General features: G+C 70.5%; 20 protein-coding genes and 1 pseudogene. 6 read left to right on the top strand and 15 right to left on the bottom strand.

All coding sequences use genetic code 11. The features are described from left to right. The first annotated feature begins 112 nt into the window (after positions 1–112). From AB0C35_RS40030 to AB0C35_RS40010, 5 genes are all read left to right on the top strand, one after another. Positions 113–1,102, top strand: coding sequence for a sugar ABC transporter permease (locus AB0C35_RS40030; RefSeq protein ID WP_358467744.1), 990 nt, complete (start codon positions 113–115; stop codon positions 1,100–1,102). Next, the gene (locus tag AB0C35_RS40025) at positions 1,099–1,998 is read left to right on the top strand and encodes a carbohydrate ABC transporter permease (protein ID WP_358467741.1); all 900 of its coding nucleotides are present in this window, start codon (positions 1,099–1,101) and stop codon (positions 1,996–1,998) included. Before AB0C35_RS40030 ends, AB0C35_RS40025 begins: the two co-directional genes overlap by 4 nt. Further along, positions 1,995–3,419 carry a GH1 family beta-glucosidase gene (locus AB0C35_RS40020; protein WP_358467738.1) on the top strand — a complete coding sequence of 475 codons (1,425 nt, stop codon included), beginning with the start codon at positions 1,995–1,997 and terminating at the stop codon, positions 3,417–3,419. The genes AB0C35_RS40025 and AB0C35_RS40020 overlap by 4 nt, the downstream gene beginning before the upstream one ends. Before the next feature lie 37 nt (positions 3,420–3,456). Next, positions 3,457–4,467 carry a LacI family DNA-binding transcriptional regulator gene (locus tag AB0C35_RS40015; protein ID WP_358467735.1) on the top strand — a complete coding sequence of 337 codons (1,011 nt, stop codon included), beginning with the start codon at positions 3,457–3,459 and terminating at the stop codon, positions 4,465–4,467. 91 nt (positions 4,468–4,558) lie between these two features. Beyond that, the gene (locus AB0C35_RS40010) at positions 4,559–5,044 is read left to right on the top strand and encodes a nucleoside deaminase (RefSeq protein WP_358467733.1); all 486 of its coding nucleotides are present in this window, start codon (positions 4,559–4,561) and stop codon (positions 5,042–5,044) included. Between the two features lie 60 nt (positions 5,045–5,104). Here AB0C35_RS40010 and AB0C35_RS40005 read toward each other — a convergent pair whose 3' ends face one another. Both AB0C35_RS40005 and AB0C35_RS40000 read right to left on the bottom strand, forming a co-directional pair. After that, positions 5,105–5,449, bottom strand: a complete 345-nt coding sequence (locus AB0C35_RS40005) for a hypothetical protein (protein WP_358467730.1) — start codon at positions 5,447–5,449, stop codon at positions 5,105–5,107. A 71-nt stretch (positions 5,450–5,520) separates the two neighbouring features. Then, on the bottom strand, positions 5,521–5,913 hold the full coding sequence (locus AB0C35_RS40000; protein ID WP_358467728.1) for an SSI family serine proteinase inhibitor: 393 nt from the start codon (positions 5,911–5,913) through the stop codon (positions 5,521–5,523). 319 nt (positions 5,914–6,232) lie between these two features. On the opposite strand from AB0C35_RS40000, the gene AB0C35_RS39995 reads away from it, so the two are divergent. Then, positions 6,233–6,709, top strand: a complete 477-nt coding sequence (locus tag AB0C35_RS39995) for a nuclear transport factor 2 family protein (RefSeq protein ID WP_358467726.1) — start codon at positions 6,233–6,235, stop codon at positions 6,707–6,709. A gap of 209 nt (positions 6,710–6,918) precedes the next feature. On the opposite strand, the gene AB0C35_RS39990 is transcribed toward AB0C35_RS39995, so the two are convergent. From AB0C35_RS39990 to AB0C35_RS39930, 13 genes and pseudogenes are all read right to left on the bottom strand, one after another. Next, a complete protein-coding gene (locus AB0C35_RS39990; protein WP_358467724.1) occupies positions 6,919–8,133 on the bottom strand; it encodes an RNA-guided endonuclease TnpB family protein in 1,215 nt (404 codons plus the stop codon). Positions 8,134–8,285: 152 nt separating this feature from the next. Next, positions 8,286–9,197, bottom strand: a complete 912-nt coding sequence (locus tag AB0C35_RS39985) for a beta-galactosidase (RefSeq protein ID WP_358467721.1) — start codon at positions 9,195–9,197, stop codon at positions 8,286–8,288. 59 nt (positions 9,198–9,256) lie between these two features. Further along, positions 9,257–12,250, bottom strand: a complete 2,994-nt coding sequence (locus AB0C35_RS39980) for a glycoside hydrolase family 3 C-terminal domain-containing protein (protein ID WP_358467718.1) — start codon at positions 12,248–12,250, stop codon at positions 9,257–9,259. Between the two features lie 97 nt (positions 12,251–12,347). Continuing rightward, entirely contained in the window at positions 12,348–13,355 is a 1,008-nt protein-coding gene (locus AB0C35_RS39975) for a LacI family DNA-binding transcriptional regulator (RefSeq protein WP_358467715.1), read from the bottom strand. Next, a complete protein-coding gene (locus AB0C35_RS39970; RefSeq protein WP_358467712.1) occupies positions 13,339–14,586 on the bottom strand; it encodes an MFS transporter in 1,248 nt (415 codons plus the stop codon). Before AB0C35_RS39970 ends, AB0C35_RS39975 begins: the two co-directional genes overlap by 17 nt. Before the next feature lie 14 nt (positions 14,587–14,600). Next, on the bottom strand, positions 14,601–15,977 hold the full coding sequence (locus tag AB0C35_RS39965; protein ID WP_358467710.1) for a GH1 family beta-glucosidase: 1,377 nt from the start codon (positions 15,975–15,977) through the stop codon (positions 14,601–14,603). After that, positions 15,977–18,268 carry an alpha-xylosidase gene (gene yicI, locus AB0C35_RS39960; protein WP_358467707.1) on the bottom strand — a complete coding sequence of 764 codons (2,292 nt, stop codon included), beginning with the start codon at positions 18,266–18,268 and terminating at the stop codon, positions 15,977–15,979. The genes AB0C35_RS39965 and yicI overlap by 1 nt, the downstream gene beginning before the upstream one ends. Continuing rightward, positions 18,268–19,158, bottom strand: coding sequence for a carbohydrate ABC transporter permease (locus AB0C35_RS39955; protein WP_358467704.1), 891 nt, complete (start codon positions 19,156–19,158; stop codon positions 18,268–18,270). The genes yicI and AB0C35_RS39955 overlap by 1 nt, the downstream gene beginning before the upstream one ends. 73 nt (positions 19,159–19,231) lie before the next feature. Continuing rightward, on the bottom strand, positions 19,232–20,146 hold the full coding sequence (locus AB0C35_RS39950; RefSeq protein ID WP_358467701.1) for a sugar ABC transporter permease: 915 nt from the start codon (positions 20,144–20,146) through the stop codon (positions 19,232–19,234). Further along, positions 20,143–21,426 (bottom strand): extracellular solute-binding protein, encoded by a 1,284-nt coding sequence (locus AB0C35_RS39945; RefSeq protein ID WP_358467699.1) that lies wholly within the window; start codon positions 21,424–21,426, stop codon positions 20,143–20,145. The genes AB0C35_RS39950 and AB0C35_RS39945 overlap by 4 nt, the downstream gene beginning before the upstream one ends. A 165-nt stretch (positions 21,427–21,591) precedes the next feature. After that, the gene (locus AB0C35_RS39940; RefSeq protein ID WP_358467696.1) at positions 21,592–22,935 is read right to left on the bottom strand and encodes a cellulose binding domain-containing protein; all 1,344 of its coding nucleotides are present in this window, start codon (positions 22,933–22,935) and stop codon (positions 21,592–21,594) included. A gap of 19 nt (positions 22,936–22,954) precedes the next feature. After that, positions 22,955–23,746, bottom strand: coding sequence for a putative hydro-lyase (locus tag AB0C35_RS39935; RefSeq protein WP_358467693.1), 792 nt, complete (start codon positions 23,744–23,746; stop codon positions 22,955–22,957). A 206-nt stretch (positions 23,747–23,952) separates the two neighbouring features. Continuing rightward, positions 23,953–24,087: pseudogene (locus AB0C35_RS39930) on the bottom strand (allophanate hydrolase subunit 2 family protein); the annotation flags it as partial. Positions 24,088–24,095: the final 8 nt, after the last annotated feature.

The raw sequence follows: 24,095 nt of genomic DNA, 5'->3' as shown, positions 1-24,095 counted from the left end.
ACCCATCTCCCGCAATGAACCGTTTTCATCCTCGGCAGGCCCGCACAAGGACCGGCTCCGACAGAGGGCCGGATGAAAAAGTTCACCCGTCCTCGGAAAGGAGGCGCACGACGTGACCACCGATCTGCGCCCCAGCCGGAACGGCCCCCCGCCGCCCTCGCCCGCGAAGGCCCGGCCGGGGCCCGGCCGCACCTGGCGGGCCCGGCTGGCCAAGCTCGACGTGAAGGGCGCACCTTACGCCTTCATCTCGCCGTTCTACCTCGTCTTCCTGATCTTCGGCGCGTTCCCGCTCGTCTTCACCCTCTGGGTCTCCCTCCACGAATGGGAGCTGGCGTCCGGGACACGCGAGTTCATCGGGCTGGAGAACTACGACTACCTGCTGACCGACGCGGACTTCTGGCACGCGACGGTCAACACCATCGGGATCTTCGTCATCGCGACCGTCCCGCAGCTGCTGCTCGCGCTGCTGGTCGCCAACGCCCTGAACCGGCGGATGCGGATGCCGACCCTGTTCCGGATCGGCATGGTCGCCCCGCTGGTGACCTCGACCGCCGCCGTCGCGATCGTGTTCACCCAGATGTTCGACAAGGACTGGGGCATGATCAACTGGGCGATCGGGCTGGTCGGCATCGACCCGATCGCCTGGAGCAGCAGCCGCGGCTGGTCCTGGGTGGCCATCGCCCTGATGGTCGACTGGCGCTGGACCGGCTACAACGCGCTGATCTACCTGGCCGCCATGCAGGCGATCCCGAAGGACCTCTACGAGGCCGCCGCGATCGACGGCGCGTCCCGGATCCGGCAGTTCTGGCAGATCACCGTCCCGATGCTGCGTCCCACGATCATCTTCACGGTGATCATCTCGACGATCGGCGGGCTGCAGCTGTTCACCGAGCCCGTCCTGTTCAGCATCCACACGCCGAACAAGATGGACGGCGGCCCGCTGCACCAGTTCCAGACGATCACGATGTACATGTACGACAACGCGTTCGGCAGTGACCGGTACGGCTACGGCGCCACCGTCGCCTGGGCCCTGTTCGTGATGATCATCGTGTTCTCCCTGATCAACTTCATGGCCGTGCGGCGCACCGGAGGCACCAAGTGACCACGCTCCTGGCCGGCCCCGGCCGGCGCTCCGATGGCAAGCACGCCGCCCCGCCTCCCGGCCGCTTCCGCGGACTGTGGAACGCCAGCCCGCTGACCTACATCACGCTGGTCGTCGCGCTGGTGCTGTCGGTCTTCCCGATCTACTGGATGATCGCGGTCGCGACCCGCACCAACGACGTGGTCTCCGACGTCCCGCCGCCGCTGCTGCCCGGCGGCAACGGCGCCGAGAACGTCGACCGGCTGTTCGGCAACCCCGACGCCTACTTCGCGCAGGGACTGCTGAACTCGGCGATCGCCTCCGGGGCGGTGACGATCTCCACGGTGTTCTTCGCCTCGCTCGCCGGGTTCGCGTTCGCCAAGCTGCGCTTCCGCGGCAAGAACGGGCTTCTGCTGGTCATCATCGCGACGATGATGATCCCGGTGCAGATGGGCATCATCCCGCTCTACATGATCATGGTGGAGCTGGGCTGGCAGAACCAGCTGCAGGCCGTCATCGTCCCGTTCCTCGTCACCGGGTTCGGCGTGTTCATGATGCGGCAGTACGCCGAGCAGGCCGTCCCCGACGAGCTGATCGAGGCGGCCCGCGTCGACGGGTGCACCACGTTCGGCATCTACTGGCGCGTCGTCCTGCCGGCGTTGCGGCCCGCCGCGGGCGTCCTCGGCCTGTTCACGTTCATGCAGACCTGGAACGAGTTCATGTGGCCGCTCGCCGTGCTGAACCCCGACAACCCGACCGTGCAGCTGTCCATCAACAACCTGGCGAACGCGCACTTCCAGGACTACACGCTCATGTTCGCCGGGACCAGCGTGGCGGTCCTGCCGCTGCTCGTCGTGTTCATCATTTTCGGACGCCAGATCATCGGCGGAATCATGGAAGGTGCTGTGAAGGCGTGACCTCCCTCAAGCACGACACCAGCGCGGCCCCCGCCGCGCCGTTCCCGACCGGGTTCCGTTGGGGGGCCGCCACCGCCGCTTACCAGATCGAGGGCGCCGCCGGCGAAGGCGGACGCGGCCCGTCCATCTGGGACACGTTCTGCCGCACCCCCGGCAAGGTGCTCGGCGGCGACACCGGCGACGTCGCGGTGGACCACTACCACCGGTTCCCCGAGGACGTGGCGCTCATGTCCGACCTCGGGCTGACCGCGTACCGGTTCTCGATCTCCTGGTCCCGGGTGCAGCCGTCCGGGGCCGGGGCGTTCAACCAGGAGGGCCTGGACTTCTACCGGCGCCTGGTCGACACGCTGCTGGAGGCCGGCATCGAGCCGTGGCCGACGCTCTACCACTGGGACCTCCCGCAGCCGCTGGAGGACAAGGGCGGCTGGCCCGAACGGGAGACCGCCCACCGGTTCGCCGAGTACGCGGCGCATGTGAACGCCGCCCTCGGCGACCGGGTCCACCACTGGACGACCGTGAACGAGCCGTGGTGCGCGGCGTTCCTCGGCTACGCCTCCGGGGAGCACGCGCCCGGGCGCCTCGACCCGTCCGCCTCCCTGCAGGCCGCCCACCACCTGATGCTCGGCCACGGCCTCGCGGTCGAGGCGATGCGGGCCCGCCACCCCGACAACCGGTTCGGCGCCGCCGTCAACCTGTACGCGGTCTCCCCCGCGACCGACGACCCCGCCGACGTCGACGCGGCGCGCCGCATCGACGGGCTGCAGAACCGGCTGTTCCTCGACCCGCTGCTCCTCGGCCGCTACCCCGAGGACGTCCTCGCGGACACCGCCCGGTGCGGGTTCGTCCCGGCGGACGGCGACCTGGCCGTGATCAATCAGCCGATCGACCAGCTCGGCATCAACTACTACTCGCGGCACACCGTCGCGGGCACGCCCGGCGAAGCGGCACAGACCGCGTCGTCGCCGTTCTCCACGCACTCCCCGTGGGTCGGCAGCGACCATGTCCGCTTCGTCCCCACCGGGCGTCCCGTCACCGGGATGGGCTGGGAGATCGACGCCGGCGGCCTGTACGAGGTCCTCACCCGGCTGCACCGCGAGTACCCGGACGTCCCGCTCTACATCACCGAGAACGGCGCGGGCTACGACGAGACGCTGGACGGAAATGGCACGGTCCAGGACGAGGGGCGCATCGCCTACATCGACGCGCACCTGCGGGCATGCCACAGCGCCATCGCCGAGGGGGTACCGCTTCATGGCTACTTCACCTGGTCCCTGCTGGATAATTTCGAGTGGGCTTGGGGCTACTCCAAGCGTTTCGGGCTGGTCCACGTCGACTACGCCACGCAGCGCCGGGTGCCCAAGGACAGCGCACGGTGGTACGCAGGGGTGATCCGGCAGGGCGGTCTGCCCGAACGGGGCTGACCTGCACGGGGCGGACGGTACGGACGAAGGGGGCCAGATGACGGGCAGCAGCACCCGTCCCACGCTGGAGGCGGTCGCAGCGCGGGCCGGTGTCGGGCGCGGCACGGTATCGCGGGTGGTCAACGGATCACCACGGGTCAGCGCGCAGGCACGCGAGGCGGTGCTGAAGGCGATAGAGGAACTCGGGTACGTGCCGAACCGCGCGGCCCGCACCCTCGTCACCCGCCGCACCGACACCGTGGCGCTCGTCGTCGCCGAGTCCGACCAGCGGCTGTTCGACGAGCCGTACTTCGCCGGGATCATCCGGGGGATCAGCAACGGCCTCGGCGACACCGGGCTGCAGCTCCTGCTCGCCCTGGCCCGCTCCCCCGCCGAGTACGGGAGGCTGGAGGAGTACCTCACCACCCAGCACGTGGACGGGGTGCTCCTCACCTCCCTGCACGCCGAGGACCCGCTGCCCGCCAAGCTGGAGGCCAACGGCGTCCCGACCGTCCTCGGCGGCCGCCCGCCGGGCCTGTCGCCGGTCAGCTACGTCGACGTCGACAACCGCAGCGGCGCCCGCGAGGCCGTCGGCCACCTGATCTCCGGTGGCCGGCGGCGGATCGCCACGATCGCCGGCCCCCAGGACATGGGGGTGGGCATCGACCGGCTGGCCGGCTACCGGGAGGCCCTCGTCGCCGCCGGCCTGCCCGAGTACGTCGAGTACGGCGACTTCGGCGAGGCCAGCGGCATCGCCGCGGCGGAGAGGCTGCTGGCCGCCGAGCCGGCCCTGGACGCGGTGTTCGCCGCCGACGACCCGATGGCGCTCGGCGCGCTGCGCGTCCTGCACCGGCACGGCCGGCACATCCCCGAAGACGTCGCGGTGATCGGCTTCGACGACTCCGCCGCCGCTCCCCTCGCCGACCCGCCGCTCAGCACCGTCCACCAGTCGCCGGAGGAGATGGGCCTGGAGATGGCCCGCCTCCTGGTCTCCCGCATCCGCGGCGAGCCGATCGAGGACCCGGTCGTCATCCTGCGACCTCACCTGGTCATCCGCGATTCAGCCTGAGGGGTGCGCAGGGGCGTGCCGGTGAGGGACCGGCGCCGCGGCAGCGGTGTCCCTCCAGCGGGGCCCTCACCGGCACCTTTATGATCGTTCGATGGGTTATGAACCGACCGCCGCCGAACTCGTCCACTTGAACCGCTGCGTCGAACTCGCGGCCGAGGCGCTGGAGTCGGCCGACGATCCGTTCGGGTCGGTGCTGGTCTCCGCGTCAGGCGAGGTCCTGTTCGAGGACCGCAACCGCACCGCCGACGGCGACGAGACGCGCCACCCCGAGTTCGAGATCGCCCGCTGGGCGGCCCGCAACCTCACCGTGGACGAGCGCCGCGCCGCCACGGTGTTCACGTCCGGCGAGCACTGCCCGATGTGCTCGGCCGCGCACGGCTGGGTCGAGCTCGGCCGCATCGTCTACATCCTTTCGTCCGCGCAGCTGAACGCGTGGCGCACCGAACTCGGCGTCCCGCCGGGGCCGGTCGCGCCGTTGCCGATCCAGCAGGTCGTGCCGGGGATCCGGGTGGACGGCCCGGTCGCCGCCCTGGAGTCCACGATGCGGGACCTGCACGTCCGCGCCCAGGCCCGGTGACATGCGGCGTGCCGTCCTCCATGGTCGGCGGACGAGGACGGCACGCCGCGGCTCAATCGGTCACCGCCTGGCCGGCGCCTCCGGGCGGCCGGTCAGCGCCTCCAGCCGCTCGACCGCCGCGCGCCAGTCGCACGGGATCCGGCACCGCGTCGTCCGGTGCCCGCGGTAGGTGAGCGTGTAGGTGAAGTGGTCGGCGACGTCGCATCCCGCCGCCGAAGACCTCGTGGTGACGACACGGCCCAGCGCGTCGCGCAGGCCGCGCATTTCGTCGTCCCCGAGCGTGAGCCTCGCGCCATTGACGACGGCCGTTCCCGCGGCATCGACGGTCACCCGTTCCCGAATTCCGGCGAATCCTCCGGAACGCTCGTAGGTGACCAGAACATCCGGCCCGGTGAAAGCGAGCATTTCGCCCTCCTTTTCATGCGGGCCGCCGGACGGCACCCCGCTTCCCATCCCGGCGGCCCGCGGTCCGTGGGTTATCCGCCGAAGAGGATTCCGCCGGTGTCACGCATGGCGGCGCACCGGTTCGGATAGGTCCGAGCGAAATGGCGCGGTTCGCCGCGCCAGGTGCCGTCGGCGCTCACCCGGACGGGCGCGTACTCCAGCGTGCACGGCCCCTCCCGCACGGGGATCCGAGCCACTCGGCCGTCGGCGAGTTCGAGCTGGTCACAGGCCTGTGACGCGGCGCGGAGCGTCCCTCCGTCCGGCTCGCACCACAGGGTCCGCGCGGTGACGGGGCCCTCCTGCGGCGCCACCATCAGCAGGTAGGCGCCGACCGGTTCCTCCGCCAGCGCCGGCGCGGCGTGCGCGAGGACCGCCATTCCGGCCACCGCGGCGGCCCACCGGAAACGGGCGCGCGACATGTGCATGTCTTCCTCCCTGGATTGCCCGCCGCGATCTGCGGCAATGGCCGGCGAGGACGTCGATTTGTGGTGGACGCCCCGCCGCATCCAGACATTAGGCGCCACAAACTCCCACAAACAAGACCGTCTTCCGTCCCAACCTGGCCACCCGTTAACACTTAAATCAAGTCTGCCCAATCGTGCAATGCACATTGCCGCCGAATGACCAGAGAATGTGCTATCGGGAGGCCGTGCCGGGCCCGGCCGTCCTGCTCAACGGGATCGAGGGCGGCGCCGCGCCGCGCGGCGGCGATGATCGGACGGCCAGCCCGAACCGGAGGCGACCATGCCCACTCCCGCCGGCCAGCCGAGCCACCAGGCCATCGCGAACCTCGTCTTCCGCTACGCCGAATGCGTGGACGGCGCGGACTTCGCGGGAATCCGCGACCTGTTCGCCGACGCCGTGTTCACCGGCAGCGGCGGCTCCCTGCGCGGCGGCGACGCGATCGCCGCCATGTTCGAGAAGACGGTGATCGTGCACGACGACGGCACCCTGCGCACCAAGCACGTGACCACCAACCTCGCCGTCGAGGTGGACGAGGAGACCGGCACGGCCCGCTCAACGGCGTACTACACCGTCTTGCAGGCCCTACCGGCCCTCCCGCTGCAACCCATCGCCTGCGGCACCTACGACGACGCCTTCGAGCGCCGGGACGGCCGCTGGCGCTTCACCGAACGCCGCATCACCCTGGACCTGGTCGGCGACGTCAGCCACCACCTGCGCCGTCCTGGGAAGCTCCCGCCCCACGTGCGCCCGACGTGATCCGCCGGCTGTCACGGAGTCATCGGGATTCCTCCCCGGACGTTTCCGGCGGCCAGGGAGACGGCGCCCGGTCTGGCATCGTCTTCGATGATCAGGGCGAGGGACAGGGTGTTGTGGTCATGGGATCGAGGATTCCGTCGGGCGTCGGGGTGGGGAGGGACTTGTAGTAGACCTTCTTGACTTCCTCCTCTCCCTGAAGGAGAGGCTTCCTACGGCTCGCGCCGTGGGTGTTTCTGCTTCACGGCCGATTGCGGAAGGGAGGGCCCTTGCCGTCTGACATCAGCTCCACAGACCTCGCCGGGGTCGCCCCGGGCTACGGCTCGACCAGCCGCAAGGATGTTCTTGGCCGCGTTGATGTCCCGGTCGTGCCGGGTGCGGCAGCCCGGGCACGTCCAGTGCCGGGTCGACAAGCTCAACTCCGCGAGCAGGTGCCCGCAGTGCGAGCAGGTCTTGGACGAGGGGTACCACCGGTCGATCACGATCAGGGTGCGTCCGGCGCGTTCGGCCTTGTACTCCAGCATGCGGCGGAACTCGCCCCACCCGCAGTCGGAGATCGCGCGGGCCAGCCTGCGGTTGCGCACCATGTTGGCGACCGCGAGGTCCTCGACCACGATCACGTCCGCGCCCCGGACGATGCCGGTGCTGGTGCGGTGCAGGAAATCGGTGCGGGCGTTGCGGACCTTGCGGTGGGCCCCGGCGACCTTGGTCTTGGCCTTGCGGCGGTTGCGGCTGCCCCGCTGGCAGCGGGCCATGCGCCGCTGGTACCGGGCCAGGTTGCGGGCCTTGCGCTCCAGATGCCGGGGATTGGCGATGCGGCCCCCGTCACTGGTCACCGCGAAGTCCTTCACGCCCAGGTCGATGCCGATCTGCTGCCCGGCGGCCTGCAGCGGTGCGGGCTCATCGGTGTCGGTGTCGGTGTCGACGGCGAAGGTGACGTACCAGCGGCCGTCGGGGTCCCGCGAGATCACCACCATGGTCGGGTTCAGCACGGCCAGGTCCACGTCCGGGAAAGACCAGACCAGCGCCAGCGGCGCGCGGGTCTTGGCCATCCACAGCCGGCCGTCTTTCATGCGGAACGCCGAGCGGGTGTAGTGCGCGGACTGGCGGCAGGTGCGGGTCTTGTAGCGCGGGTAGCGGGCGCGTCCGGCGAAGAAGTGGGCGAACGCGGTGTGCTGGTGCCGCAGGGCCTGTTGCAGCGGGACCGAGGAGACCTCGTTCAGGAACGCCAGGTCTTGGGTCTTCTTCCAGGCGGTCAGCGCGGCGTCGGTCTCCCGGTAGGAGGTGTGCTTGCGGTCGGTGTGCCAGGCGCGGTGGCGTTCGGCGAGGGTTTTGTTCCAGACCAGGCGGACGCAGCCGAACGTGCGGCCGAAGGTGGCCGCCTGTTCGGGGTCGGGGTAGGCCCGGCATTTGTACGCCGTCCGCATGACCGCTACTTTACACACCGATTGTGCACGCACGGGGACTCTCGGTTGCCACAGGGTTCGGGTTCGGTTCCGGGACCGTCCCGGCTGCGCCGGGCCGGTCCTGACGGAGTCCGGATCCTCCCCGGCCTGAAGGTCGGGAATCCTCCGGAGGATTAGGTGAACTCGGGTCCGGTGAGTTCACGGCATTTGTCGTAGCCCGCGCGGTTCACGTCGATGGCGCCGGCCTGGTATTCCGCGGCATAGACCGGGGAGCCGGGGCTGAGCCGCTCGGTTATGCCCTCGCCCCAGGTCCCCCAGATGTCGGGCTCGCGGCATTCGAACGACTGCGGATAGTCGTCCACCCCCGGGATCTGCACGGCCCCTTGGCCGGACGCCCAGGTGGGCGTCCAGGAGGCGTCGCAGCATTGGTTGTGGGTGATGGGGACGTCGATGCCGTGTGCGCGGGCCTGGCGCTGGATGTCCTCCATGTAGGCGGCGTCGGTGTTCGCGGCGTATTCGTTCTCGGCGTTGTAGGCGATGACCGATCCGCCGCGCGTGATCTGGTGGCGGGCGATGATGGGGTCGATGTGCGCGAGCCATTCGCGGTAGGCGCGGGTGTAGTTCGGGTCGCTGGATCGGGCGCGTCCGGGGACGGTCTTCAGCCAGGCGGGAAATCCCCCGCCGGTGGTCTCGGCGTTGATGTACGGTCCGGGGCGCGCGACGACGTAGAGGCCGAGTTCCTCGGTGAGGCGCAGGAGCCGGTCGACGTCCCTGACCCCGGTGAAGTCGTACTCGCCGGGAGCCGGCGAATGGTAGCCCCAGTTGAAGTAGAGCGACACGCCGTTGAAGCCCGCGGCTTTCATCTTCTCCAGGACGTCCCGCCACAGGGCGGGGCTGGGGAGCCGGAAGTAGTGGAATTCACCCGACCACAGCAGGACGCGTTCTCCGTCCACGATGAGTGAATACCGGTCGTAATCGACGTCGTGGGTTTCGGCTTGGGCCGGGCCGGCGGGGGCCGGGACACAGATGAGGGCGGCGGTGGTGAGGGTCGCGGCGATGGCGGCGATTCTGCTTCTGGCACGCATGGATGGCGTCCTTTGCAGCGGGTTCGGCCCGCCCCGGCCGGGCCGGGGCGGGCCGGGTTTCAGGGGGTGAGGGAGAAGGTGCTCAGGCGGGTTTCGCCGGTGAACACCAGGTAGACGTCGTGGTCTCCGCGGGCACCGGTGAGCGGTGCGGTGATCTCCTTGTAGGTGTACTTGTCTCCGGTGGACGGGACGTCGAGGGTTCCCGCGACGGGACCGTCCGGGCCGTCCAGGCGGACCTGGATCGTGGTGGTGCTCGTGCCCGCGACACGTGCCGTGATCTTGCCGGTGGACCGGCCGAGGTCGGCGTCGGCGAACTTCAGCCAGGAGTTCGCGGCGCCGGCGACGGCATCGCCCTTGGCCTTCGACTCGTCGACCAGTTCGATGCCGTTGTGGTCGTCGAAGTCGGCGGCGCGGGTCGTCTCGGACAGGTCCCGGTCGGGGATCGTCTCGCCGCGCACGTTGAGGTGGGCGCGCTGCCGGATGTCGGCGGACGAGGAGCCGATCAGCAGGTCGTGCTTCGACCTCTCGACCGTCCACTTGTTGCGGGTGACGTCCCAGATCGCGAGGTCGGAGGCGCGCAGCCGGAATGTCGCCGTGACCGTCCTACCGGGCTCGACGTGGACCTTGTCGAAGGCGCGCAGCTTCTTCACCGGCTGCTTCACGCGGGACTTCCGCTGGTGCGTGTAGAGCTGGACGACCTCGTCGCCGGCCTTCGCGCCCGTGTTGGTGACCGGGATCGTGACGGTGACCGTTCCGTCGCCGCTGACGGAACGGCTGCTGAGGCGCGGCTCGCCGTAGCGGAACGTGGTGTAGGACAGGCCGTAGCCGAACGGGTAGAGCGGCTTGCCGTTGAAATACTGGTAAGTGCGGTCGGTCTTGATGATGTCGTATTCGAGGATGTCGGGCAGGTCGTTCTCGGAGCGGTACCAGGTTTGCGGGAGTTTCCCGGACGGGCTTTCGTCGCCGAAGAGGATCGACGCCAGGGCATTGCCCGTTTCGGCGCCGGCGTGGCTCGTCCACAGGATCGCCGGGACGTTCTCCTGCTCCCAGTTGAGCGTCGTCGGATAGCTGTTCTCCACCACGACGACCGTGTTCGGGTTGGCCTCGCGCACGGCCTTGATGAGTTCCGACTGGCCTTCGGCGAGCGCCATCGTGGTGCGGTCGTGGTCTTCGCGGCCGTTGATGAACGGCATGCTCCCGACCACGACGACGGCGGTCTCGGCGCCGGTCGCCGCCTTGACCGCCGATTCGATGCCGCTGGTGACGACGTCCTTGGCGAACCGGCCCGCGTCGTCCTTGGTGGTGAGGACGAGAGTGCCGTCGTCGTTCGCCTTCACGTAGGTCTTGGACGGGTCGGCCCAGTCATAGGCCTTTTCGTAACCGGCGTAGCGAATCAGGTACTCGCCGCCGTCCTGCTTCTCCAGCTCGAACATCTGCTGGACGAACCAGTCGTTCGGCTGGTCCTGGTCGTTGGCGAACGTGTCGCCCCAGTTGTGGCGGCCGACGACCTTGCCGTTGGCGGCGCTGCGCAGGGTCACGATGCCCTGGCCCCAGTCGAACACGTCGAAATGCGTCGTCGCGTCGGCGGGCGTGGTGGGGCCGGTCTTGAGGACGGCGCCGGCGCCGGTTCCGCCGGCGATGTACTCACCGGTCTCGACGTCCTTGAGCGCGATCCGGTCGACGCCTTCGCTGGACGTGACGTTGCCCGCGCCGACCTTGTTCTCGATGCCGTCCAGCGGGGTGACCCGGTACGGGAGGTCACCCGAGTACCAGTCGGTGTAGAGGGTGTCGGAGAGCTGGCCGACGACGGCGACCTTCCCGGACGTGATCGGCAGCGTTCCGCCCTTGTTCTTCAGCAGCACCATCTGCTCCGCCGCGGCCTTGCGGGCCAGGGCGCGGTGGGCGGGGCTGTCCACGACCTCCTTGGTGATCTTCCCGTAGGGGCCGCCGCCCGGGTCGAACTCGCCGAGCCGCACCCGGATGCTGAGGATGTGGCCGACGGCCCGGTCGATGTCGGCTTCGGCGAGCAGCCCGCGCGACAGCGCCTCCTTGACCGCGTTGATCGTGATGGACGAGTCGGTGTTGTCGGTGGTGAAGCTGTCCACGCCGGCCTTGAGGGTGGCCGCGTCGGCGGTGGCGAGGTCGGGGAAGTACTGCTGCGAGCCGACGAGGTTGTTGGGCCCGCCGGCGTCGGTGACGTTGAACAGCGTCCGGTCCGTCCAGGAGCGGATGAGGCCGCCGGCGTCGGGCGTGACGGTCGCGGGACGGCCGTTGATCAGGTTGTAGGCGGTCATGACGCCGGTGGCGGCGTCCCGGGTGATCGGGATCCGGAACGGGACCTCGTCGTACTCCTTGCTCACGCGGGGCCGCAGGCTGGAGGACGTCCGGTCGCGGCGGATCTCGTTGTTGTTGGCCATGTAGTGCTTCAGGACGGGGGCCGCCTTGAGGTGGCGGGGGTCGTCGCCCTGCATGCCGCGGCCGTAGGCGGTGGCGAGGAGGCCGGTGAGCAGCGGGTCCTCGGAGTAGCCCTCCTCGTTGCGGCCCCAGCGCGGGTCGCGCAGCAGGTTGACGACGGGCGCCCACAGTTGCAGACCCCAGACGTCGGGGTTCTCGCTGTGGTAGCCGCGGGCCTCGGTGCCGACCGCCGAGCCGATCTTCTTGAGCAGCTCCGGGTCCCAGGTCGCGCCGAGCCCGACCGACTGCGGGAACACGGTGCCCTCGGCGGTCACGACGGCGCCGCCGTCGTGGACGTCGGTGGACCACGCGACCCCGTGCAGGGCCTCCGTGCCGGTCTTGAACCTGTCGATGCCGAGCCGCGGGATCGCCGGCTGGTACTGGTGGAGCAGGGAGATCTTCTCGTCGAGGGTGAGCCGCCCGAGCAGGTCGTCGACCCTGGCCTGGACGGACAGGCCCGGGTCGCGGAACGGGAGGGTCTCGCGGGCGGCGGCGGGGGCCGTCCACGCGATGGGGGCCACCAGCGCGGCGGCCAGGACGAGGGTCAGGGACCGGCTGCGCCGGCCGGGGGGACGGGGGGTTCGATGGTGTCTGAGCATCGGTACTCCTCTGGACTGGCCCCCGAGCAGTGGTTATCGAAGCGCTTCGACAAATGGGCCGTGCGGGGCCCTGTCCGTACCTCCTTGTCGTGTCGGGTCAGCCGGCGGCGGGCGCGGTGCTGGCGCGCCGGGTCAGGGTCGGCGGGAGCAGGGTCGCGGCCGGGACCGCGACCCCGTCGAGCTTGGACATCAGCAGGTCCACGGCGCGTCCCCCCACCTCGTCGGCGGGGATCGCGACCGACGACAGCGGCGGCTCGGCATGCTCGGCCATCTCGTCCGGGCACATCGCGACGACCGACACGTCCTCCGGGACGCGGCGTCCGGCGGCGCGCAGCGCCCGCACCACCGTGCCCACGATCGGCTCGTTGTGGACCAGGACGCCGGTGAGGCCGGGACGCTCGGCGAGGAGCCGCCCCACCAGTGCGCGGGCCGCGTCCGCCGTGGCCTCGCACGGCAGGACGTCCCCGGTCAGGCCGCCCGCCCGCACCGCACCGGTGAAGCCGTCCGCGACCCGCTGCGCGAAGCCCGTCTGCCGGGCGTACACCTCGGGCGGCGAGCCGATCATCGCGATCTCCCGGTGCCCGAGCTCGGCCAGATGCTCGACGCAGACGGCGCCGGCGGCGTGGAAGTCGAGGTCGATGCAGGTCAGGTCGTCGGCGTCGGCGGGGAAGCCGATGAGCACGCTCGGCCGGTCCAGGGAGCGCAGCAGCGGCAGGCGCGGGTCCTTCATCTGCACGTCCATCACGATCAGCGCGTCCACGAGCGCGCTGTCGGCGACGCGGCGCAGGCCGTCCTCGCCCTCCTCCTGGGTGAGCAGCAGGACGTCGTGGTCGTGCCGGCGGGCGGCGGTCACCACCGACACGGCGAACTGCATGACGACGGGCACCGCGATGCCCGAGCGCAGCGGGATCATCAGCGCGAGCACGTTGGACCGGCTGCTGGCGAGCGCGCGGGCGCCCGCGTGCGGCCGGTAGCCGAGCTCGCGGATGCTCTCCCGGACGCGGTGGCGGGTCTCCTCGGAGATCGAGCGCTTGCCGCTCAGCACGTAGGAGACCGTGCTCGGCGACACTCCGGCGTGCCGCGCCACATCAGTGATCTTGACCACGGACCGTCCCGTCGTCCTCGAAGCGTTGGGGAGTGCGATCGATGCTAGCCGTGCCGGGGCCGGTCGGAGCCCGCGCGCGGACCGCCCCCCGCCGGACCGGGAGTTCCGCGGCGATCACGGCGAGCGCCGCCCCGGCGGCGAGCGCGCCCGCGAGGGCCGTGCCGCGCACGCCGGTGAACGGCAGCAGCGCCCCGCCGAACAGGGCGCCGCCCCCGATGCCGACGTTGAACGCGGACGCCGCCCACGCCGAGGCCACGTCGGTGTCGCCCGGCGCCGACTGCAGCACCCTGGCCTGCATGGCCGTCACGAAGGCCGGCAGCCCGAGGCCGAGCAGGACGAGCCCGGCCACCGCCGGTACCGCCGCGGCGCCGAACGTGAACAGGCCCAGCATCGCGATCGTGAGCACGGCGGTGGACGCGGCCAGCAGGGCGCGCGGGCCGCGGTCCACCACGATGCCGGCGATGGTGAGGCCGCAGATGTCGGCGGCGCCGTTCGCCAGCAGCAGCGGGCTGATCGCCGAGCCGGGGAAGCCGCTGACGCCGGTCAGGAACTCGGTGATGTAGGTGTAGCAGGCGAACACGCCTCCGATGGCCAGCACGACGGTGGCCATCAGCAGCCGGAACCGCCGCCGGTCCGGCCGGGCCGCGGCGACGCCCGCCGCGCCGCCCGCGTTCCCGCCGGGCAGCAGGACGGCGACGGCCGCGAGCGAGACCAGGCACAGGACGCCGAGCGCGGCGAAGGAGGCGCGCCAGCCGGCGGCGCGGCCGAGCCAGGTGCCGAGGGGGATGCCGATGACGACGGCGAGGGATCCGCCGGCGAACACGTAGGCCGCCGCCCTCCCCCGCCGCGCGGGCGGGAACAGCGCGGCCGCCGCCACCGCGGCGACCGGCCAGAACACCGCCTGGGCGAGCGCGGTGACCAGCCGCGAGCCCAGCAGCGCGCCGTAGCCGGGGGACGCCGCCGCGGCGAACGACATCGCGACGAAGACGAGCATGACGGCGGTGAGCAGCCGCCGCCGTCCCACCCGGGCCGTGACCCGGACGAGCGGGACGCAGACGACCGCGACCACCGCCGCGTAGCCGGTGACGAGCAGGCCGACGGCCGACGGCGAGACGTCCAGGTCGTCCGCGATGAGGCGGAGCAGCCCGATCGGCAGGCTCTCCGTCGTGACGAAGCAGAACGCGGCGAGGGACAGCGCGAGGACGGCCACCCGCGCGCGCCCGGCGTTCATGGGCTCGCGCGGGTTCATGGGCTCGCGCGGGCGATGGCGTCGCGATACCAGTGGGCGCTGTCCTTCCAGGTGCGTTCGCCGGTGGCGTAGTCGACGTGGACGAGGCCGAACCGCCTGGAGTAGCCGTAGGCCCATTCGAAGTTGTCCAGCAGCGACCAGGCGAAGTAGCCGCGGACGTCGGCGCCCGCTTCGCAGGCTCGTTGCACGGCGGCGATGTGGTCGCGCAGATAGGTGACGCGGCGGTCGTCGCGGACGTGGGCCGTCCCGTCCGGCGCGACGTCCACCACGTCGTCGAACGCGGCGCCGTTCTCGGTGACCATCATCGGTGTGTGCGGGTAGTCGCGGTGCAGCCGCAGGAGCAGTTCCTCCATGCCGGTCGCGTCGATCGGCCAGTTCATCGCCGTGTGGGGGCCGGGCTGTCCGGCGAACTCGACGGCGTCGCAGCCGACGAACGGCGACGCCGCGCCCTGCCGGTGGCCGTCCGCGTGCTCGCGCGGGGAGACGCCGTCCCACTCCCGGACGAGCGTGGGCGAGTAGTAGTTGACGCCGAGGACGTCGATGGGGGCGGCGATGATCTCGGTGTCGCCGTCGCGCAGGAAACCCCAGTCGGTGAGGGACGCCGTGTCGTCCAGGAGGTCGGCGGGGTAGCCGTTGCCGAGCATCGGGTCGAGGAACACGCGGTTGGAGACGGCGTCCACCTGCCGGACGGCCTCCGCGTCGCCGCGCAGATGGTGGATGTTGAGGGTGACCGAGTGGCGCGCGGACGGGGTGGCCACGCCGCGCAGCGCCCGCACGGCCAGGCCGTGTGCGAGGTTGAGGTGGTGGGCGGCGGCGAGCGCGTCCACCGGGTCGGTGCGGCCCGGGGCGTGGACGCCGGACGCGTAGCCGAGGAACGCCGAGCACCACGGCTCGTTCAGCGTCGTCCACGTGTGGACGCGGTCGCCGAGGACGCGTCCGATCCGTTCGGCGTAGTCGGCGAACCGGCGAGCCGTGTCGCGCGCGGGCCAGCCGCCCGCGTCCTCCAGGTCCTGCGGGAGGTCCCAGTGGTAGAGGGTGGCGACCGGGGCGATGCCGTGTTCGAGGAGTTCGTCGACCAGCCGGGAGTAGAAGTCGATGCCCTTCTGGTTGGGCGTCCCGTCGGGCAGGACGCGTGACCAGGAGATGGAGAACCGGTAGGCGTCGAGGCCCAGTTCGGCCATCGTCGCGACGTCCTCTTCCCGGCGGTGGTAGTGGTCGGTGGCGACGTCGCCGGTTTCGCCGTTGAGCACCTTGCCGGGCGTGTGGCTGAAGGTGTCCCAGATGGAGGGTGCGCGGCCGTCCTCCTGGGCCGCTCCCTCGATCTGGTAGGCGGCGGTGGCCGCTCCCCACAGGAACCCTTCCGGGAAGCCCATCAGTTCTCCTTTTCCAGAGTGATGACCAGTTCGCCGCCGGCCGCCCTGATCAGAACGCCTTGCGGATGTTCGGAAGGCTCGCCGCCCTCCACCGCGGCCGCACGCACGTTGACGAGGAGAACGTTCCAGGCTCCGCCGCCTGTCACGCGCAGGTTTTCACCGTTTCTCGCCGTGGTGAACAGGGCGTCGCCGATCTGTGTGGTGACGGTGGCTCCATCGGACGGCTCGTAGACGCGCAACGTGACGCCGTCGGCGTGGTCGTAGTCGGGACGGTCCTCCACGGCGCCCTCCGGGATGACGGCCCCCGGACGGACGAGCAGCGGCACGCTGCCGAAGCCGTGCTTTTCCCGCACCCAGCGGCCGCCTTCGACGCGTTCGCCCGTGAGGTAGTGGGTCCACACGCCCTCGGGCACGTAATAGGAGACTTCACCATCGGACGAGAAGACCGGCGCGACGAGCAGGTCGTCGCCGAGCATGTACTGGCGTTCCAGGTGGGTGCAGGCGGGGTCGCCGGGGAATTCGACGACCATGGCCCGCATCATCGGCAGCCCTTCCCCGTGCGCCTGGCGGGCGGCGCCGGAGAGATAGGGCATGAGCCGCATCTTCAGCCGGGTGAAGTCCCGCAGGACGTCCACCGACTCCTCGTCGAACAGCCACGGCACCCGGTAGGAGTGGCTTCCGTGCAGGCGGCTGTGCGAGGACAGCAGCCCGAACGCGATCCACCGTTTGAACAGCGCCGGATCGGGCGTCCCCTCGAAACCGCCGATGTCGTGGCTCCAGTAGCCGAAGCCCGACATGCCCAGGGACAGGCCGCCGCGAAGGCTCTCCCCCATGGCCTCGAACGTCGATTCGGCGTCGCCGCCCCAGTGCAGCGGAAAGCGCTGCGTGCCGGCCGTGGCGGAACGGGCGAACACCACCGCCTCACCCTCGCCGCGCCTCTTGCGGAGCAGGTCGAACACGGTCTGGTTGAAGAGGTGGGTGTAGTAGTTGTGCGCCCGTTCCGGATCGGACCCGTCGTGGTAGACGACATCGGTGGGAATGCGCTCGCCGAAGTCCGTCTTGAACGAGTCAACGCCCATGTCGATCAGCGCGTCGAGTTTGCCGGCGTACCATTCCCTGGCCTCGGGGTTGGTGAAGTCGACCACGGCCAGGCCGGGCTGCCACTTGTCCCACTGCCACACGTCCCCGTTCGGGCGTTTCAGCAGGTAGCCGCGCGAACGTCCCTCCTCGAACAGCGGTGAGCGCTGCCCGATGTACGGGTTGATCCAGACGCAGATCCGCAGGCCTCGCTCGCGGAGCCGGCGCAGCATCCCCGCCGGGTCGGGGAACACCCGCGGGTCCCATTCGAAGTCGCACCACTGGAACTCGCGCATCCAGAAGCAGTCGAAATGGAAGACGCTGAGCGGCAGGTCGCGCGAGGCCATCCCGTCGATGAACGACGTGACGGTCTCCTCGTCATAGGACGTGGTGAACGACGTGGACAGCCACAGCCCGTACGACCATTCGGGGAGCCGGGCAGGCCGTCCCGTGAGCGCGGTGTACTTGCGCAGGATCTCCTTCGGCGTCGGCCCGTAGATGACGAAATACCGCATCGACTGGCCCTCGACGCTGAACTGCGTCCGGGCGACGGCCTCCGAGGCCACCTCGAAGGACACGCGGCCCGGATGGTCGACGAAAACGCCGTAGCCCGCGTTCGTCAGGAAGAACGGCACGTTCTTGTACGCCTGCTCGCTGGCCGTCCCGCCGTCGGCGTTCCACACGTCCACGGACTGGCCGTTCTTCACCAGCGGCCCGAACCGTTCACCGAGCCCATAGACGAAGTCGTCGACGGCCAGATCGAGTTGTTCCCGCACGTAGTGGCGTCCGTCGTCGGTGTCGATGACGGCCTGCGCCTTTGGCGCGCTGCCGGTGAGGCGCCGCCCGTCCACCAAGAAGTCGACGCCCCATTCCTCTCCGCGCCTGACCCGCACCGAAAGGGCGCCGGACGTCAGCGTCGCCGCGTCGCCGTCCACCGCCACGTCGCCGGCGGGGTCGGCCGCGAGTTCGAAATCCGGGCCGCGCCGCCGCTCCCCCGCGAAATGGGTGAGGGTGACGCCGACGACGTCCGGCATCGGCGACTCGCACGTCAGCGTCACCACCGGCCCCTTGAGCAGATCGCCGCGGTGCCGGATCCGCTGGACCGGCGCGTACACCGTGAACGAGTTCGGCCCGGTGTCGACATCGAGGACCTCCACCGGATGAGACGCGTGCACGCCGTCGCGCATCATCCAGTAGCCGTCACTGAACTTCATTATTTAATGGCCCCCGCGGTCAGTCCGCGCGACAGAGTGCGCTGGAAGATGAGGAAGAAGACGACGGTCGGGAGAAGGCCGAGCAGCGACGCGGCGCTGGACATCGTGGCGTCCATGAGCCGCTGGCCTTGCAGCACGCCGAGCGCGACCGAGACCGTCTGGTTCTCGTTGGAGATCAGGAAGACCATGGGGATCAGGAACTCGTTCCAGGTCCACACGAAGAAGAACACCATCAGCACCGACAGCGTCGGCCGCACGACCGGCACGATCACCCGCCACAGCACCTGCCACCGGCCCGCGCCGTCGATCCGCGCCGCCTCCAGCAGCGGACGCGGGAACGCCGACAGCACCGACGCCAGCAGGTACGTCCCGAACGCACTCTGGATGACCGTGAACACGATGATCACGCTGATCCTCGTGTCGTACAGGCCGACCTGCTTGGACAGGTAGTACAGCGGGTAGACCAGCGCCTCCTGCGGCACCGTGTTCGCCATCAGCAGCAGGACGAGCACCCACATCCGCCCCTTGATCTGGCCGATGCCGAGCGCATAGGCGTTCAGCACCGACAGCAGCACGGCGAGGACGGCGACGGAACCGCTGATGAACACGCTGTTCACCAGGACGTTCCCGAAGTCGGTGCGCTCCCAGAACGCGCGGACGGCGTCCAGGTTGAACCCGTCCGGCGGCGCCAGCGGCCCCTTCGAGGAGTACTCCTGCGGCGTCTTCAGCGCGTTGAAGACCACCACGACGAACGGGATCAGCATCACGCCGGCGAACGCGGCCAACGCCACCAGCACCGCGTAGGCGGACGGTCCCCGGCGGCGCCGCCGCGGGCCGCCGGACCGCTCGCGCGGCGGCGTCCCGGCCACCTTCGCCAACGTCGCGGTCATCGGGCCCTGCCTTCTGGGGGGCGACCCCCAGACCCCCGGGCCGGGAGGCCCGACGATCCTCGCTTCGCTGCGGTCATCGAGCCTCCTCCAGCTCACGTCCCTGCATGCGCAGGAAGACGACGGTCAGCGCGATGATGACGAGCGTCAGCACCGTCGCGATCGCCGAGCCGTAGCCGACGTCGGACTTCTCGAAGAAGTGGACCCACGAGTAGTACGCCGGCACGTTCGTCGCCCCGCCCGGGCCGCCCTTCGTCAGCACGAAGATCTGCGCGAACGCCTTCAGCGCGGCGATCGTCGTCCAGAGCAGCACCACGAAGATCTCCGGGCGGATCTGCGGGACCGTGATGTGCCAGAACCGCCGCATCCAGGAGGCGCCGTCGATCTCCGCCGCCTCGTACAGCGACGGGTCGACCCGCTGCAGCCCCGACATGAAGATCACCAGCGGGAAGCCGATCTGGATCCAGACCATCACCGCGATGACGCTCCACAGGGCCGTGGCCGGGTCGCCGAGCCAGTCGTGCGCGAGCGACCCGAGGCCGACGGCGTCCAGCAGCGCGTTGACCGCGCCGCCCTCCGGGGCCAGCAGCCAGCTCCACACCACGCCAGCGATGACGATCGGCAGCACCTGCGGCAGGTAGATGCAGGCGCGCAGGAAGCTCGCGGTCCGCGCCCCGAAGTGCCGGCCGATCAGGTCGGTCAGCACCGAGGCCAGCACCAGCCCGATCATCGTCGGGAGGATCGCCATCCCGACGATGATCAGGGCGTTGTGCCCGAACGACGCCCAGAACTGCTCGTCTCCGGCCAGTTCCCGGTAGTTGTCGAGCCCGACCCACTCGGGGGTGCCCACGCCCGTCCATTCGGTGAAGCTCGTCCCGACGTTCATCAGGAACGGCACACCGATGACGGCGGTGAACAGGAGCAGGCCGGGGAGCAGATAGGGCACGTACGCCCACTGCTCCCGCGACCGGCCGCGGCCCTGCGTCGTCACTTCGGCAGGCCGCTGTCGTAGGACTTCTGGATGCCGTCGAGCACCTCACCCGGGGCGGTGCCGTTCATGAGCTTCTGCGTCTGCGACACCAGGACGTCGTAGAAGCCGGCGACCGGCCAGTCCGGGTAGTACGCGAGCCCGCCGGACTTCGCCAGCGAGTCGAAGTCGCCGATCAGCTTCTCGGCCTTCGGCTCGGTGATCGCGGACGGGTCAGCCGCGACCGGGATGCCGCCCGCGTTGCCGAGGGTGTTCTGGATCTTCTTCTTCATCGTGATGTCGATGAAGTCGTAGGCGAGCTCCTTGTTCTCCGACCCCTGCGGGACGACCCACAGGTTGCCGCCCGAGCCGAGCGTCATCTTGGCTCCGGGCCACACCGCGGTCTCCCAGTCGAACTTCGCCTCGGCGGCCACGCGCCCGAACCACCAGCTTCCGGAGAACATCATCGGGAACTCGCCCTTCATGAAGGCGACGCCCGCGTCCTCGGCCTTGAGGCTGACGGAGTTCTTGGCGATGTACCCCTTCTTCACCCAGTCGGCGAACGTGGTCGCCCCGTGGGTCCAGGCGGCGTCGTTGAAGTCCGCCTTGGCGGTGTAGCGCTGGAAGGCGTCCACCCAGCTCTGGTCGGCCTTGTCGAGGGCGAGCTGGTAGACGAACTGGTGCGCCATGTACTCGGCGCCCGCGTTGGTGAACGGCGTGACGTCCTTCGCGACGAACGCGTCCATCGCGGCGATCAGCTCGTCGAACGTCGTCGGGATCTCGACGTCGTGCTTCTCGAACAGGTCCTTGTTGTAGTAGACCTGCAGATATTCGGCGTAGTTGGGGACGCCGAACCACTTGTCGCCGCCCATCGTGCCCTTCGCGTCGTACTTGGCGGTGACCTGGACGTTCGGGCTGATCAGCTTGCCCCAGCCGCGCTTTTCGACCTCGGCGGTGAGGTCGGTGAGGAGTCCCTGCTTGGACAGCAGGCCGGCGGTCGCGTTGCCCTTGTTGTACTCCATGACATCGGGGGCGTCCTTGGAGTTCAGGACCATCGGCGCGGTCTTCTGGATCTGCTCGAAGCCCTTCTCCTCGAACTTCACCGTCACGCCGGGATGGGTGGCCTCGAACTCCTTGACGGCCTCGGCCCACGCCTTGCCCATGGCGCTGTCGGGGGCCTCGTAATGCCAAAGCTTCAACTCCTTGCCGCCGGAGCCGCCGTCGTCGCCGCCGCACGCGGTCAGCGACAGGGCGGCCGCGGCAAGGGCGGCGAGCACCGCCGCGCTCCTGCCTGCCTTGATCATGGTCTCCTCCGGGGGTGGGGATCGAGCCGACTGTCGAAGCGCTTCGATTGCCCGGATGCTAAGCCTTCGATCGGCCGCGGCACAATAGGCGGTGCCGCATCAATTCGATCCCGGACATTCTGACCTGCGACGATACTCTGGGAGCGCTCCCATTGACCCGGTGGGTCAGGTGCGGCACTCCCCGCCGTTGAGGGTGAACCGGGACGGGCGGCCACCACCGCCGTCCTGCCGTCCGATGAACCCGAACTCGGCCGTCCCGTCCGGCGGGATCGACCGGTTCCAGTCGGCCGCCGTCACCGTGACCGACGAGCCGTCCTGGACCTGGCTGCCGTTCCAGAGCTGCGTGATCGCCTGGCCGTCCGGCAGCTCGAATCCCAGCCGCCAGCCGTCGATCTCCCCGTCGCCGAGGTTCGTGATCCGCACCGTGGCCTGGAACCCCTGCGGCCACGTCCCGTCGACCCGGTAGGACACCGAGCACGCCGCCGGCCCGGTCTCCGTCTCCGGCGAGCCCGCCGTCGGCGGCGCGCTCGCCCGCCGGGACGAGTCCGGGGACAGCGCCGCCAGCAGCACCGCCGCCAGCGCGACGGCGCCGACCGCCGCCCCGGCGATGATCAGAGGCCTGCGCGGCGAGGCCGGACCGGGCGGGACGGGGTCGTCCAGGACGCGTGTCGGCTCTCGCGGCGGGTCGGGCGGCCGGCGGCCGTCCGGAGTCCCGGCGGGCTGCGGCGCCGGGAACGAGGCGAGCTGGACGCCGGCCGCGTCGGCCAGAACCCGCGCCGCCTCGGAAGCGGTGGGACGGGCGTCCGGTTCCCCGTCCAGACACCGGTGGCAGAGGGCGGTGACCACGTCGGGAGCGTCGCCGTCCAGGCACTCCTGGAGGACGACGCCGAGGGAGAACATGTCGGCCGCCGATGTCGGGGGCGTGCCCGACGGCAGCTCGGGGGCGACATAGGCGGGGGTCCCGAGGAGAGGACCACCGGGTGCGGACGGGCCGGTGAAGGCGATGCCGAAGTCGAGGACCTTCACGCCGACCCGGGTCAGGAAGACATTCGCGGGCTTGATGTCGCGGTGGACGATCCCGGCGGCGTGGGCGGCGGCCAGGGCGTCGGCGACGCGGGCGCAGATCCCGGCCGCCTCACGCCAGGGCAGCCGGCCCCGGGACAGGCGCGCCGACAGGGTCTCGCCGTCCAGCAGCTCCATGACCACGTACGGAACCTGTTCGTATCGCCTCTGGGGGGACGACCCCCCAGACCCCCCGGGGCGATGTTCGCCGTAGTCGTAGACGCCGGTGATGCTGGGGTGCGTGAGGCCCGCGGCGGCCTTCGCCTCCTGGCGCAGCCGCCGCGTGGACTCCTCGGGCCAGCCGGCCTTGGGGACCTTGACCGCGACGGCGCGGTCGAGGACGAGATCGACCGCACGCCAGACGGTCGCCATGCCGCCGGCACCGAGCGGGCGCTCCAGACGGTAGCGCTCCCCCAGCAGATCACCCGGGGCGACGGTCTCGGCCATGAACGCAGCCTATGCCGTGTCAGGGAACGAGATACCTGGTGTCGCGGGCGTCGGTGATCGCCATGTGGCCGGGGGCGTGCCCGATGGCCAGCTTGGGACGGGACGCCATCACGGCCGCCTGCGGAGTCACGCCGCAGGCCCAGAACACCGGGATCTCGTCGACCCGGACCTCGACGGGGTCGCCGAAGTCGGGCGAGGCGAGGTCGTCGATGCCGAGATCGACCGGGTCGCCGATGTGGACGGGGGCGCCGTGGACGGACGGGTACCGGGACGTCACCCGGACGGCGTCGGCCACCTGCGCGGCGGGGACCGGACGCATCGAGACGACGAGGGGGCCGCCGAACTCCCCGGCGCGGCGGCACATCCGGTTCGTCCGGTACATCGGGACGTTGCTGTTCTGCTCGATGTGCCGGACGGGGACGCCGGCGTCGCGGAGGGCGTCCTCGAAGGTGAAGCTGCACCCGATGAGGAACGAGACCAGGTCGTCCCGCCAGAAGTCGGTCACGTCGGCCACCTCGGCGACGGGTTCGCCGCGCTCGTAGACGACGTAGCCGGGCAGGTCGGTGCGCAGGTCGCCGGCGAACAGGGCCGTGGACACCTCACCGGGTTCGGTGACGTCCAGGACCGGGCACGGCTTGGGGTTGCGCTGCGCGAACAGGAGGAGGTCGTACGCCTGCTCGCGGGGCACGGCGATGAGGTTCGCCTGCGTCCAGCCCGCGCACCAGCCGGAGGTGGGGACGCGGAGACCGGCGCGGAACAGCGCTCTGGCCTGGTCCGGCGACAGCGCGCCCGGGTCGATCGGTGCGGTCATGCTCTCTCCTCTCGATGGTCCGGCGCGGGTGGCGGCTGAAAGCGGAGCCGCCGTCCGGGACGATCAGCGGGTGATCGGCGAGGACGGCCCGGCTCCGGTCGTCGCGGGGGCCGGGTACCGCGTGCGGGCCCGGTGCCGCCGGGCCTGAGCGGGCCGGGGCCGGTCGAAGAGGGCGCCTCGGCGCGGCCGTCCACCGTGGGCGGGGCCCGGTCGGCGGGCTTCGGCGAGTCCGGGTCCGCGGCGCCCGACACCCCCACGCCGGGCGCCGCATGACCCGGACGGCCCAGATCCTGGACAGTCGCCAGGGGACCTGTGCCGAGAACGTCCGGGCCCCGCTTCATGGTTCCCG

Origin of the sequence: Spirillospora sp. NPDC048819 (assembly GCF_040650055.1) — a bacterium.
GTDB lineage: Bacteria > Actinomycetota > Actinomycetes > Streptosporangiales > Streptosporangiaceae > Spirillospora.
Note: the sequence above shows the minus strand (reverse complement) of the source record. Positions and strands in the feature narration are given on the sequence as shown.

Excerpts from the sequence above, each read along its gene's own strand:
- AB0C35_RS40015 (WP_358467735.1), top strand. The coding sequence starts at position 3,457 with ATGACGGGCAGCAGCACCCGTCCCACGCTGGAGGCGGTCGCAGCGCGG.
- AB0C35_RS40010 (WP_358467733.1), top strand. The coding sequence starts at position 4,559 with ATGGGTTATGAACCGACCGCCGCCGAACTCGTCCACTTGAACCGCTGC.
- AB0C35_RS40005 (WP_358467730.1), bottom strand. The coding sequence starts at position 5,449 with ATGCTCGCTTTCACCGGGCCGGATGTTCTGGTCACCTACGAGCGTTCC.
- AB0C35_RS40000 (WP_358467728.1), bottom strand. The coding sequence starts at position 5,913 with ATGCACATGTCGCGCGCCCGTTTCCGGTGGGCCGCCGCGGTGGCCGGA.
- AB0C35_RS39995 (WP_358467726.1), top strand. The coding sequence starts at position 6,233 with ATGCCCACTCCCGCCGGCCAGCCGAGCCACCAGGCCATCGCGAACCTC.
- AB0C35_RS39990 (WP_358467724.1), bottom strand. The coding sequence starts at position 8,133 with ATGCGGACGGCGTACAAATGCCGGGCCTACCCCGACCCCGAACAGGCG.
- AB0C35_RS39985 (WP_358467721.1), bottom strand. The coding sequence starts at position 9,197 with ATGCGTGCCAGAAGCAGAATCGCCGCCATCGCCGCGACCCTCACCACC.
- AB0C35_RS39980 (WP_358467718.1), bottom strand. The coding sequence starts at position 12,250 with ATGCTCAGACACCATCGAACCCCCCGTCCCCCCGGCCGGCGCAGCCGG.
- AB0C35_RS39970 (WP_358467712.1), bottom strand. The coding sequence starts at position 14,586 with ATGAACGCCGGGCGCGCGCGGGTGGCCGTCCTCGCGCTGTCCCTCGCC.
- AB0C35_RS39965 (WP_358467710.1), bottom strand. The coding sequence starts at position 15,977 with ATGGGCTTCCCGGAAGGGTTCCTGTGGGGAGCGGCCACCGCCGCCTAC.
- yicI (WP_358467707.1), bottom strand. The coding sequence starts at position 18,268 with ATGAAGTTCAGTGACGGCTACTGGATGATGCGCGACGGCGTGCACGCG.
- AB0C35_RS39955 (WP_358467704.1), bottom strand. The coding sequence starts at position 19,158 with ATGACCGCGACGTTGGCGAAGGTGGCCGGGACGCCGCCGCGCGAGCGG.
- AB0C35_RS39945 (WP_358467699.1), bottom strand. The coding sequence starts at position 21,426 with ATGATCAAGGCAGGCAGGAGCGCGGCGGTGCTCGCCGCCCTTGCCGCG.
- AB0C35_RS39940 (WP_358467696.1), bottom strand. The coding sequence starts at position 22,935 with ATGGCCGAGACCGTCGCCCCGGGTGATCTGCTGGGGGAGCGCTACCGT.
- AB0C35_RS39935 (WP_358467693.1), bottom strand. The coding sequence starts at position 23,746 with ATGACCGCACCGATCGACCCGGGCGCGCTGTCGCCGGACCAGGCCAGA.